Below are 12,824 nucleotides of genomic sequence, written 5' to 3' on the forward strand. Positions count from 1 at the left end.
ACGCACCGAACGACCAGGTAAGGTCGGCTAGCCTTACCTTCTCCTTCCGTCCCACCACGAATCGAAGGGTCCCGACGATGGGTGAACTCCAGTCGCGTGCCGGCGCGATCTCGCGCCGCGGCTTTCTGATCGGCAGCACCGGTGCACTGCTCGCCTTCGCCGCCGCGTGCAGCAGCGGATCCGGTGACGGAGGCTCCGACGGTGCCACCGGCGCGACGATTCCCGGCAAGTACGGCCAGACGACGGTGCCCGCGAACCCGCAGCGCGTCGTCAGTGTCGGCTACAACGATCAGGATGCGCTGCTCGCGCTCGGTGCGGTTCCGGTGGGTGTCTTCGACTGGTACGGCAACTACCCGAACGCCGTGTGGCCGTGGTCGCAGGGACTGCTCGGCGACGCTCAGCCGACCATCATCGGCACCGCGAGCACCGGCATCGACATCGAGAAGGTTGCGGGTGTGGCTCCCGACCTGATCGTCGGCACCTACTCCGGTCTCGCCCAGGGGCAGTACGACAAGCTCTCCGCTCTCGCGCCGACCGTCGCGCAACCGGCAGGCGTCGCGGACTACGGGGTGCGCTGGCAGGACCAGACCACGATCATCGGCGAGGCGCTCGGCAAGCAGGACCGCGCCGCCGAGCTGGTGAACGGTGTGCAGAAGCAGTTCTCCGACGTAGCCGCAGCCAACCCCGCGTTCGCGGGCAAGACGGTCCTCGTCGGCGCGCTCAAAGGGCCCGGGCAGTTCGGCGTCTACGGTCCCGAGGATCCCAAGGTCCGCTTCTTCACCGAACTCGGCTTCGTGAATCCGCCTGTAGCCGAGCAGGTCCGCAAGACCAACTTCGCGGAGATCAGCACCGAACAGCTCTCGCTCGCGGACGTCGACCTGCTCGTCTGGTACGCGGGCGGCGGCTTCGGCGACGACCTGCGGGCCGAGCTTGCGAAGACACCGGTGTACCAGACGCTCGACGTCGTCAAGGACGGTCGCACGATCGTCCTCGAGGACGAGGCCGCCGAGGCGATGGCGTGGTCGACTGTGGTGAGTCTGCCGTTCGCGCTCGACCAGGTCCCGCAGCGCATCGCGCCCCTGCTCGCCTGAGTCGACCGGTACGCTCGCGGGCATGGGCGTCGTCGTGAGACCAGTGACCCGAGCCGACATCTCCGCGCTTTCCCGCGCGCTTGCCGACGCGTTCGACGACGACCCCGTGATGTGCTGGATGTTCCCGGACGACGCGAAGCGACCCGCCGGGATGGCGCGACTGTTCGCGGCGGAGACCCGCTACCACCACCTTGCCGGTGGCGGAGCGGAACTGGCGGAGGCACCCGACGGCACGATCGTCGGGGGCGCACTGTGGGACCCGCCGGGCCGGTGGAAACAGTCGAGCTTCGATTCGCTACGCAGCCTGCCCGCCGTGATCCGCGCGCTCGGCGGCAAACTCCGGGTGGGTGCCGAGGTCTCGAACGCCCTCGAATCCGCCCACCCCGTCGAACCGCACTGGTACCTGGCGACGATCGGCACGTCGTCGGCGGGACGAGGCGGGGGCTATGGGAAGGCCCTGCTGAACTCGCGCCTGGCGCGTTGCGACGCCGAGGGGGCACCGGCGTATCTCGAGTCCAGCAAGGAAGCCAACATTCCGTACTACGAACGATTCGGCTTCCAGGTCAGCGGACGGATCGTGATCCCGAACGGCGGCCCGACGCTGTGGAAGATGTGGCGCGATCCACGCTGACTTCGGCGACGTGCCGATCAGTGGTACCAATCAGGGGTGACCTCCACACCGAAACTCCCTCTCGGCACGCCGTTCGACGACCTCGATGCGTACTTGGCCCTGCCTCGCATGTCGGGGCTCGCGCTGTCCCCGGACGGCACGCGTCTGGTCGTCTCGCAGTCCGTCCTCGACGACCAGGCGACCAAGTACATCTCGGCGCTGTGGGAGATCGATCCGGCCGGTGAGCGTCCGGCCCGCAGACTGACGTGGGGATCGAAGGGCGAATCGGGTGCGGCGTTCACGAGCGCCGGCGACCTGTTGTTCACGGCGTCCCGGCCCGCACCCGACGGCTCCGACGATGCCCCGAACGCACTGTGGCGGCTTCCGGCAGGTGGCGGTGAGGCGCGCCGCATCGCTACGCGCGGCGGCGGAATCTCGGGGGTCCGCGCCGCCAGGTCGGCGCCGCGGGTGGTCGTGTCGACGGGCGTGCTGGGCTCGGCGGGCACCGTCGAGGACGACGAGCGGATTCGCGGCGAGCGCAAGGACAAGAAGGTCAGCGCCATCCTGCACACCGGCTACCCGGTGCGCCACTGGGACCACGACCTCGGCCCCGACGTCCCGCATCTGCTTTCAGGGATGCTCGATGTCGACGACGAGATCGCGCTCGACGACCTGACCCCGGTTCCCGGGATCGCCCTGCGCGAGGCGGACTACGACCTCGCCGCCGACGGGTCGTTCGTCGTGAGTACGTGGGCGCTGCCGGGAGTGCTCGGCACGATGCGAACCATCCTGGTGCGGATCGATAGTGAGACGGGGGAGCGGGTGACGCTCGTCGACGACGATGCAGCGGACCTGTCCCGCCCCGCGATCTCGCCCGACGGCACCAGCGTCGTGTATCTCCGCGAGGCGTACGGCGATCCGGACCAGGCGCCGCGGATCACGCTGCACCGCTTCGACTTCGCGGACAGTCGCGTCTCGGACCTCGCGTCCGGCTGGGATCGCTGGCCGACGGCCGTCGCGTGGCTCCCCGACGGCGACGGTGTGGTGCTCACCGCCGACGACCGAGGGCGGGCCCCGATCTTCGTGCTCCGCGGCGACGGCATTCCTTCGGCATTGACCTCCGACGCCGCCGCCTACACCGATCTCCTTGTCGCGCCCGACGGTTCGGCGGTGTACGCGATGCGGGCGTCGTATGCGCAGCCCGCACATCCGGTCCGGGTCACCCTCACCGGCACCGTCACGGAACTGCGGGCACCGTCCGAGGCGCCGCGACTGCCGGGCCGCCTCACCGAGGTCGTCGGGCAGGCCGACGACGGCACACCCCTGCGTGCGTGGCTCGCGCTGCCGGAGACGGCATCGGCCGACGCGCCGGCCCCGTTGGTGCTGTGGGTTCACGGTGGTCCACTCAACTCGTGGAACACGTGGTCCTGGCGGTGGAATCCGTGGCTGTTGGTCGCCAGGGGCTACGCCGTGCTGCTGCCCGATCCCGCCCTGTCGACCGGGTACGGCCAGGACTTCGTCCAGCGCGGGTGGGGGCAATGGGGCAAGGCGCCGTACACGGACCTGATGGCGATCACCGACGCGGCCGTCGCGCTACCCGAGATCGACGCGAACCGCACCGCCGCGATGGGCGGATCGTTCGGCGGCTACATGGCGAACTGGATTGCCGGGCACACCGACCGGTTCCAGGCGATCGTCACGCACGCCAGCCTGTGGGCGCTGGACCAGTTCGCGCCGACCACCGACGCAGCCTGGTTCTGGGCACGCGAGATGACCCCGGAGATGGCGTTCGAGAACTCCCCTCACTTGGCCGTCGCCGACATCGTCACCCCGATGCTGGTGATTCACGGCGACAAGGACTACCGAGTGCCCATCGGCGAGGGCCTGCGCCTCTGGTACGAGTTGCTGTCGGAATCGGGCCTGCCGGCCGACGCCGAGGGCAGGACCGATCATCGCTTCCTGTACTTCCCGGACGAGAACCACTGGGTGCTCAGCCCCCAGCACGCCAAGATCTGGTATCAGGTGGTCGAGTCGTTCCTGGCCGAGCACGTACTCGAGGAAGAGGTACCGCTCCCGGACGTGCTCGGCTCCTGAAGGCGTTTTGCGCACTTGTCGTGTACCAAATCGAGTTGGGGCAGCGATAAGTGCGCAAATCGCGAGGGGGGAGTCGAGGGTGGACACGAACCGTGAGGGCGCTGGCAGCTCGGCGCTGCGGGGGCGGGTGCGTGCGCTGTTCGCGCGCCCACCGGGGTGGATCTGACGGTGGGCGAAGGTCCGAGCTTCTCTCACCTGCGTGGCGACTGGTACATGTTCGTCACGGGGTGGTGACGAACAGCCGTCGCACGTTTTCGGGGCTGCAAGCAACGCGCTAAGTGCGCGAAACGCGGGAATCGGGGCGCGTGGGGCGCGACAAGTGCGCAAAACGCGAGGGGGAGGGGCCGGGGAGGTGGAGGGGGTCGTGAAGGGGGTGCCGAGCCGGGTCCGGGCGATTCGCCGCCACTGATTACGATTGGGGGGTGACCAGTGCGCCAGAGACTCCCCAGAACCCCGCAGACGCCCTCCCCAAGAGCTGGGACCCCAGCGCGGTCGAGGCCGACTTGTATCAGGGTTGGGTGGATGCCGGTTACTTCACGGCCGACCCGTCGAGCGACAAGCCCGGCTACTCGATCGTGCTGCCGCCGCCCAACGTCACCGGCTCGCTCCACATGGGTCACGCGCTCGACCACACGCTGATGGACGCGTTGTGCCGCCGCAAGCGTATGCAGGGGTTCGAGGTCTTGTGGCTGCCCGGCATGGACCACGCGGGCATCGCGACGCAGACGATCGTCGAGAAGCAGCTGGCCGCGGACGGCAAGAAGAAGGAAGACTTCGGCCGCGAGCTGTTCATCGACAAGGTGTGGGACTGGAAGCGGGAGTCCGGCGGCACGATCCAGGGCCAGATGCGGCGCATCGGCGACGGCGTCGACTGGTCCCGTGACCGCTTCACGATGGACGAGGGCCTCTCGCGCGCCGTCCAGACGATCTTCAAGCGCCTGTACGACGACGGCCTCATCTACCGCGCCGAGCGCCTGGTCAACTGGTCGCCGGTGCTGCAGACCGCGATCTCGGACATCGAGGTGAAGTTCGAGGAGGTCGAGGGCGAGCTCGTCTCGCTGCGCTACGGCTCCCTCAGCGACGACGAGCCGCACGTGATCGTCGCGACCACGCGTGTCGAGACGATGCTCGGTGACACGGCCGTCGCCGTCCACCCCGAAGACGAGCGGTACAAGGCCATCGTCGGCACCACGCTCGAGCACCCGTTCACGGGCCGACAGATCCCGATCATCGCCGACGACTACGTCGATCCCACGTTCGGCACCGGCGCCGTGAAGATCACCCCCGCGCACGATCCCAACGACTTCGAGATGGGCCTGCGGCACAACCTGCCGATGCCCACGATCATGGACAAGACCGGCCGGATCGCCGACACCGGAACACAGTTCGACGGCATGGACCGCTTCGAGGCCCGCGTCAAGGTGCGCGAGGCCCTCGCCGAGCAGGGCCGCGTCGTCGCCGAGAAGCGCCCGTACCTGCACAGCGTCGGCCACTCGGAGCGCTCGGGCGAGACCATCGAGCCGCGGCTGTCGATGCAGTGGTGGGTCAAGGTCGACGCGCTCGCCAAGGCTGCCGGTGATGCGGTTCGCAACGGCGACACCGTGATTCATCCGGCAAGCCAGGAGCCGCGCTGGTTCGCATGGGTCGACAACATGCACGACTGGTGCATCTCGCGTCAGCTGTGGTGGGGCCATCGCATCCCGATCTGGTACGGCCCCGACGGCGAGGTCAAGTGCTTCGGCCCGGACGAGACCGCACCCGAGGGCTGGGAGCAGGATCCCGACGTCCTCGACACCTGGTTCTCGTCGGGCCTGTGGCCGTTCTCCACGATGGGCTGGCCCGACAAGACCCCCGAGATCGAGAAGTTCTACCCCACCAGTGTTCTCGTCACCGGCTACGACATCCTGTTCTTCTGGGTGGCCCGCATGATGATGTTCGGCACGTACGTGGCCGGCGACGACGCGGCGGGCCGGGGCGAGCGAAGCGACGGGGAAATGTCGCTCGGGAAGGTCCCGTTCAAGGATCTGTTCCTGCACGGCCTGGTCCGTGACCAGTTCGGCAAGAAGATGTCGAAGTCCCGCGGCAACGGCATCGACCCGCTCGACTGGGTCGACCGCTTCGGTGCCGATGCGCTGCGCTTCACGCTCGCCCGCGGCGCCAACCCGGGCAGCGACCTCGCGGTCGGCGAGGACCACGCGCAGTCGTCCCGCAACTTCGCGAACAAGCTGTTCAACGCCACCAAGTTCGCGCTCATGAACGGCGCGGTCGTGGCGGAGCTGCCGCCCCGCGATCAGCTCACCGACACCGACCGCTGGATTCTCGACCGGCTCGAGCAGGTCCGCGGCGAGGTCGACGAGGCGTTCGAGAAGTTCGAGTTCTCCAAGGCCTGCGAGGCGCTCTACCACTTCGCGTGGGACGAGGTCTGTGACTGGTACCTCGAGCTCGCCAAGGTGCAGTTGGCCGAGGGGTCCGTCCACGCCGAGGGCACCAAGGCCGTGCTGGGCAACGTGCTCGACACGCTGCTGCGGATGCTGCACCCGGTGATCCCGTTCGTCACCGAGACGCTGTGGAAGGTCCTCACCGGCGGCGAGTCCGTCGTGATCGCCGACTGGCCGGCCGCGACGGGTATCGCGACGGATCCCGTTGCGGCCCAGCGCGTCGAGGACATGCAGCGCCTGGTGACCGAGGTCCGGCGCTTCCGCAGCGACCAGGGGCTCAAGCCGTCGCAGAAGGTGGCCGCACGCCTGACCGGTGCCGCCGAGGCGGACATCGAGACGCAGCTGGCGTCGGTGGCGTCTCTCGCGAAGCTGACGGAACCGTCCGAGACGTTCGCGGCGACCGCATCGGTCGAGGTGCGCCTGAGCAAGGCCACCGTGACCGTCGAGCTCGACACGTCGGGCACCGTCGATCTGGGCGCCGAGAAGAAGCGCCTCGAGAAGGACCTCGCGGTCTCCGAGAAGGAACTCGCAGGTACCACAGCCAAGCTGTCGAACGAGGCATTCCTGGCCAAGGCGCCCGACGCGGTCGTCGACAAGATCCGTGCGCGCCAGCAGGTGGCGCAGGAGGAGATCACCCGCATGTCGGCACGTCTGAAGGAGCTGGGCGGAGCGTGAGTACCGAACGTCCGGGCGCACCCGACCCGGTCGATCTCGCCGAACTCGCACTCGTCGAGGCGGAGCTGGACCAGCGATGGCCCGAAACCAAGATCGAGCCGTCGCTGACCCGGATCTCCGCGCTGATGGATCTGCTCGGCTCGCCGCAACAGAACTATCCGTCCATCCATGTCGCCGGCACCAACGGCAAGACGTCGGTGACGCGAATGATCGACGCGCTGATGACCCACCTGCACCGCCGTACCGGCCGGACCACGAGTCCGCACCTGCAGGTGGCGACCGAGCGGATCAGCATCGACGGGTTCCCGATCTCCGTGCGGACATACGTCGACACCTACCGTGAGCTCGAGCCGTACATCGCGATGATCGACCGGCAGTCCGAGGCTGCCGGCGGCCCCGCGATGAGCAAGTTCGAGGTCACTACCGCGATGGCCTACGCCGCATTCGCCGAGGCGCCGGTGGACGTCGCCGTCGTCGAGACGGGCCTCGGCGGCAAGTGGGACGCCACCAACGTCATCGACGCCCAGGTCGCGGTCATCACCCCGATCGGACTCGACCACGTCGACTACCTCGGCCCCGACCTCGCGTCGATCGCGGGGGAGAAGGCCGGAATCATCAAGAAGGGCCGCGACAGCGGCGTCGAGGGTGTCGACCCGGTCGACACCGTCGCGATCATCGCCGAGCAGACGCCCGAGGTCATGGACGTGCTGCTGCGACGGGCCGTGGAGGTCGACGCGGCCGTGGCCCGCGAGGGGTCCGAGTTCAAGGTGCTGGCGAGGCAGATCGCGATCGGCGGTCAGCAGCTCGAGCTCCAGGGACTCGGCGGCGTGTACGAGGACATCTTCCTGCCACTGCACGGCGAGCATCAGGCGCGCAACGCGTCACTGGCACTCGCGGCGGTCGAGGCGTTCTTCGGTGCGGGACCCGGCCGTCAGCTCGACGCGGACGCGATCCGGGCCGGCTTCGCGTCCGTCGTCAACCCGGGACGGCTCGAGCGGGTCCGCAACGCGCCGACGGTGTTCCTCGACGCCGCGCACAACCCGCACGGGGCGCAGGCCCTCGCGGCCGCGCTGTCCGCGGAATTCGACTTCCGCAAGCTCGTCGGCGTCGTCAGCGTCATGGGAGACAAGGACGTCGACGGCATCCTGGCCGCACTCGAGCCCGTCTTCGACGAGATCGTCGTGACCCACAACGGGTCCCCGCGCGCCATGGATGTCGAGGACCTCGCGAACCGTGCGGTGGCGCGGTTCGGTGACGAACGAGTGGTGGTGGCGTCCACCCTGCCGGACGCCCTCGAGACCGCGATCGGGTTGGCCGAAGAGGTGGCCGAACCCGGTGAGGCAGTATCGGGAGCGGGAGTCGTCGTCACCGGGTCCGTCGTGACCGCGGGCGTCGCCCGGTCCCTGTTCGGAAAGGATCCCGCGTGAGCGACACCCCAGAATCCACCCCGGAACCGCGGTTCCATCCGCCGGTGAACGACCCGTGGAAGGGGTTCCGCGGCGTGATGGCCGGCACCCTGATCCTCGAGGCCATCGTCGTGTTGTTGGCCCTGCCGGTCGTGGCGGTCGTCAACTCGACGGGGCTGACGTGGGCGTCGGGCCTCTACATCTGCATCCTGGCGCTGTTGATGATCCTCGGCGCCGGCGTACAGGGTAAGCCGTGGGCCATGAAGTTCAACCTCGCGCTGCAGGTCGCGACGATCCTCGGGTTCTTCATCGACATCTCGCTCGGCGTGATCGGCGTGCTCTTCGGCGCGGTCTGGCTGTACCTCCTGTACCTGCGCAAGGACATCTCCGAGCGCATCGCGCGGGGTCTGCTGCCCGGACAACGAGACTGACCGTCTAGGCTGTTCGCCGTGACTGAGCGCACCCTGGTACTGATCAAGCCCGACGGCGTGGCCCGCGGCTACGTCGGCGAGATCCTCTCCCGCATCGAACGCAAGGGCCTGGCCATTGCGGCGATGGAGATGCGGACCGCGCCGAACGGCGTGGCCGCCACCCATTACGCCGAGCACGAGGGCAAGCCCTTCTACCCGGGGCTGCTCGAGTTCATCACGTCGGGGCCGCTCGTGGCGGCGGTCCTGGAGGGCCCGCGGGCGATCGCGGCTTTCCGTCAGATCGCCGGTGGCACCGACCCCGTCGAGAAGGCGGTTCCCGGCACGATCCGCGCCGATCTGGCTCTGGACGGCGGGCAGAATCTCGTTCACGGATCCGACTCCGTCGAGTCCGCCGAGCGTGAAATCGCGCTCTGGTTTCCCCAGCTCGCAGGGGCCTGATACCCCCACTCTCCGGACGCTCCCGGGCCTCGTGCCCGTGGAGCGTCCCTTCGTTTCGGCACCTATCGGTGCGCCGCTGGGCGGACAATGCGCTGCCGTGTGGGATACTGAGGAAGGCCGGACCGCAATTTGGCTTCACGCGGATTCGGCCGGATGACACCCATGGCGCAAAGCCCGTCATCGCTGCCACATCAGCGCAGGTCACCCCTGCAACGTGCGGCACGCTGGATGATCAGGCGCTCGCTCCGTGAACGGTCAGGCGCCCGCGCCGTGGATCGCCGCCATCCAGCCAGGCACCGCGCGCCTCTGCAGTGATTAACGGACACTGTGGAGCACGTGGAGCGAGACCAGACAATCTCGTACCTGAGGTGCGAGTACACAACCATCGCCCCCGCGCGGCCGCGTCACATCCGATCGAAAGACGGATGGACGCGCCCGGGGGCTCGAGGAGAATACGTGGCCGATCAAGTGCCGCCCGAGAACGTCCAGGAACCGATCGCGGAAGCGTCGGCCGAAGCCAGTGCAGGCTTGGTGCTGCCCGAGAAGATTCGCGCCCACGCGTTGGCCAAGCTGCTCGGTGTGACGAGCAAGCAGGTGCTCGCGGAGGCGGCTGCCCTCGGCACCGAACTGCGCAGCGCGCAGTCGAGTCTCCCGCGTGAGATCGCCGAACGCATCCACGCGACTGTCTCGGGTACCCCCGCGGTTTCCGCCCCGGAGGTTCCGGACACCGTTCCCGCGGCGCCCGAGCCCGCCGTCGAGCAACCCCCGACCGAAACGGCCGCGGAGCAGGCGCCGGAGGTACCCGCTCCGGCGGAGAAGCCGGCGCCCCGCAAGCGAGCCCGTAAGAAGGCCGCGCCCAAGGCCGCCAAGACCACCGAGGTCGTCGAGGCGGCTGCCGAGTCGTCCGACGCCAAGGATGCGCTGTTCGCCAACGTCGATCCGGGCGCCGGCAGCGACGAGTCGTCGGCTCCTGCGGCAATGCAGGTGCCCCTCTTCCTGCAGCCCGACGCCGCGTCGGCGGAGCCCGCCCCGCGTCGTCGACGCAGCAGGAGGGCGGCAGCTGCCCCCGAGGTGGCCGAGGAGTCGCGGGACGAGAACGCTCCGGCCGTCGCCGATGCGACCACCCGGAAGCCTGCAGACGAAGAGCCCACGGCTGACGCGACTGAAGAGGCTGCCGAGAGCACCGAAGCCGGCGACTCGGGTGAGGGCGACGGCAGCGATCAGCAGCGTCGTCGTCGTCGTGGCCGCCGCGGACGCGGACGCGGACGTGGTGAGCAGGCGGCGGACGGCGAGGCCGAGGACACCGAGAAGGGCGAGGACGCTCCCGCCGACACCGTGGGCAAGGATGCCGACGAGACGCCGGAGGCCGAAGAAGGCACCGAGGACGAGAGCGCGGAGAGCGAACCGTCGGAGTCCGATGACGACGGTGACGGCTCGAGCCGCCGTCGTCGCCGCCGTCGCCGTCGCCGTGGTGGCGCCGATGGCGAGGCCGCGTCCGAGGACGATCCGCCGAATACCGTCGTGCACGAGCGGGAGCCGCGCAGTGCCAAGCCGCGCACCAAGGACGAGGTGCAGGGGATCAGCGGATCGACCCGCCTCGAGGCGAAGCGTCAGCGCCGCCGCGACGGCCGTGACGCCGGACGTCGCCGTCCGCCGATCCTGAGTGAGTCGGAATTCCTGGCCCGCCGTGAGGCGGTCGACCGTGTGATGGTCGTCCGCGAGAAGGTCGGCGGCACCGATCCGGCTGCGTCCACGCAGGTCGCGGTCCTCGAGGACGGCGTGCTCGTGGAGCACTTCGTCACCGGATCTTCCTCGACATCGATGGTCGGCAACGTGTACCTGGGCCGCGTGCAGAACGTGCTGCCCAGCATGGAGGCGGCCTTCATCGACATCGGTCGTGGACGCAACGGCGTGCTGTACGCGGGTGAGGTCAACTGGGAGGCTGCCGGTCTCGGCGGTCGTGAGCGAAAGATCGAGCAGGCCCTGCGGCCCGGCGATCAGGTTCTGGTCCAGGTCAGCAAGGATCCGGTGGGACACAAGGGCGCCCGCCTGACCACGCAGATCAGCCTGGCCGGACGTTTCCTCGTGTACGTGCCCGGTGGTACGTCCACCGGCATCAGTCGCAAGCTGCCCGACACCGAGCGCAAGCGTCTCAAGGAGATCCTCCGTGAGATCGTGCCGGCGGATGCCGGTGTGATCATTCGGACGGCGTCGGAGGGCGTGAGCGAGGAAGAACTCTCGCGCGACGTCAGCCGTCTGCAGTCGCAGTGGGCGACGATCGAGGAGCAGGCCGCGAAGGCGAAGGACGGCAAGTCCGGTTCGCCGCAGGCGCTGTACGAGGAGCCCGACCTTCTGGTCAAGGTCGTCCGCGACCTGTTCAACGAGGACTTCTCGAAGCTCGTCATCGAGGGCGACAAGGCGTGGAACACCGTCGAGACCTACATCAAGACGGTGGCACCCGATCTGCTGCCGCGGGTCGAGCGGTATGCATCCGCGCCGGGGACCCCGGACGTGTTCGAGACGCATCGCATCGACGAACAGATCGCGAAGGCGCTCGATCGCAAGGTGTGGCTGCCGTCCGGTGGGACCCTGGTGATCGACCGCACCGAGGCGATGACCGTGGTCGACGTCAACACCGGCAAGTTCACCGGTGCCGGCGGCAATCTCGAGGAGACCGTCACACGGAACAACCTCGAGGCTGCCGAGGAGATCGTGCGGCAGATGCGTCTGCGCGACATCGGCGGCATGATCGTCATCGACTTCATCGACATGGTGCTGGAATCGAACCGCGACCTGGTGCTGCGCAGGCTCACCGAGTCGCTCGGGCGGGACCGCACGCGTCATCAGGTGTCCGAGGTGACGTCGCTGGGGCTCGTCCAGGTCACGCGGAAGAAGCTCGGCACCGGGCTGGTCGAGGCGTTCTCGACCACCTGTGAGCACTGCCATGGTCGGGGCATCATCGTCCAGGCCGAGCCGGTCGAGCCGAAGTCTGCCGACGACAGCGGGCGCGGACAGGGCAAGGAATCCGGCGGCGGCGGTCGCAAGAAGCGCGGTCGCGACCGTGCGGCCGCAGCGGCTCCGGAGCCGGAGCCCGAGCCCGCGCCCGAGCCGACATCTCCGTCGACGTCGAACGGGCAGCATGCGCACCCGTCGCCCGAGGAGGTGGCTGCGGACGCGACCGTCAAGCGCGCACATCCGGTGGCGCTCGCGATGGCGTCGCACCACCCGGACGACGAGGGCGGCGAGATCGCGGCCACCGACGAGTCGGCCGAGGGGACTCCCCGGACGGAGCCGGAGGCAACTCCGGAACCGCCGGCCGTGGAACCCGCGCCCGACGCCGAGCCGGCGCCGCGCCGACGCCGGAGTCGGAGGGTCTCGCGTGCGGCGGCCGCGCCGACACCTGATGCCCCGGATTCGGGGGCCGTGGTCGTGATCTCCGACACGGAGCCCGCTCCGCAAGCAGAGTCGTCGGCGGCGTCGGAGGCTCCCACGGAGGCTCCTGTGACGACTGCGGCACCGGACGGTGAGGAGGCTGCCGAGACTGCGGCAGCTCCGCGCAAGCCGCGCCGGCGCCGTGCAGCCGCCCGTCCCGCCGGTCCGCCGGTGGATGCCTGACCCAGTTCGTGGTGCTTCGTCGCTCG

General features: G+C 69.1%; 8 protein-coding genes. All 8 read left to right on the forward strand.

All coding sequences use genetic code 11. The features are described 5' to 3' along the window. Positions 1–77: 77 nt before the first annotated feature. Positions 78–1,091, forward strand: a complete 1,014-nt coding sequence (locus C8K36_RS05045; RefSeq protein WP_107983261.1) for an iron-siderophore ABC transporter substrate-binding protein — start codon at positions 78–80, stop codon at positions 1,089–1,091. Positions 1,092–1,113: 22 nt separating this feature from the next. Then, positions 1,114–1,722 (forward strand): GNAT family N-acetyltransferase, encoded by a 609-nt coding sequence (locus C8K36_RS05050; RefSeq protein ID WP_107983262.1) that lies wholly within the window; start codon positions 1,114–1,116, stop codon positions 1,720–1,722. Between the two features lie 36 nt (positions 1,723–1,758). Next, positions 1,759–3,795, forward strand: a complete 2,037-nt coding sequence (locus tag C8K36_RS05055) for an alpha/beta fold hydrolase (protein WP_107983263.1) — start codon at positions 1,759–1,761, stop codon at positions 3,793–3,795. Between the two features lie 422 nt (positions 3,796–4,217). After that, complete coding sequence (locus tag C8K36_RS05060; RefSeq protein WP_107983264.1) at positions 4,218–6,908, forward strand: valine--tRNA ligase; 2,691 nt, start codon at positions 4,218–4,220, stop codon at positions 6,906–6,908. Further along, positions 6,905–8,335 carry a bifunctional tetrahydrofolate synthase/dihydrofolate synthase gene (gene folC, locus C8K36_RS05065; protein WP_107983265.1) on the forward strand — a complete coding sequence of 477 codons (1,431 nt, stop codon included), beginning with the start codon at positions 6,905–6,907 and terminating at the stop codon, positions 8,333–8,335. Before C8K36_RS05060 ends, folC begins: the two co-directional genes overlap by 4 nt. Positions 8,336–8,412: 77 nt before the next feature. After that, positions 8,413–8,745: a DUF4233 domain-containing protein gene (locus tag C8K36_RS05070; RefSeq protein ID WP_258195269.1), complete on the forward strand. Its 333-nt coding sequence runs from the start codon at positions 8,413–8,415 to the stop codon at positions 8,743–8,745. A gap of 18 nt (positions 8,746–8,763) precedes the next feature. Further along, entirely contained in the window at positions 8,764–9,183 is a 420-nt protein-coding gene (gene ndk, locus C8K36_RS05075; RefSeq protein ID WP_107983267.1) for a nucleoside-diphosphate kinase, read from the forward strand. 456 nt (positions 9,184–9,639) lie between these two features. Then, positions 9,640–12,798 (forward strand): Rne/Rng family ribonuclease, encoded by a 3,159-nt coding sequence (locus tag C8K36_RS05080; protein WP_107983268.1) that lies wholly within the window; start codon positions 9,640–9,642, stop codon positions 12,796–12,798. Positions 12,799–12,824: the final 26 nt, after the last annotated feature.

This window comes from Rhodococcus sp. OK519, from assembly GCF_003051005.1.
Lineage (GTDB): Bacteria > Actinomycetota > Actinomycetes > Mycobacteriales > Mycobacteriaceae > Prescottella.

Coding starts and splice junctions, on each gene's coding strand:
- C8K36_RS05045 (WP_107983261.1), top strand. CDS start 78: ATGGGTGAACTCCAGTCGCGTGCCGGCGCGATCTCGCGCCGCGGCTTT.
- C8K36_RS05050 (WP_107983262.1), top strand. CDS start 1,114: ATGGGCGTCGTCGTGAGACCAGTGACCCGAGCCGACATCTCCGCGCTT.
- C8K36_RS05070 (WP_258195269.1), top strand. CDS start 8,413: ATGGCCGGCACCCTGATCCTCGAGGCCATCGTCGTGTTGTTGGCCCTG.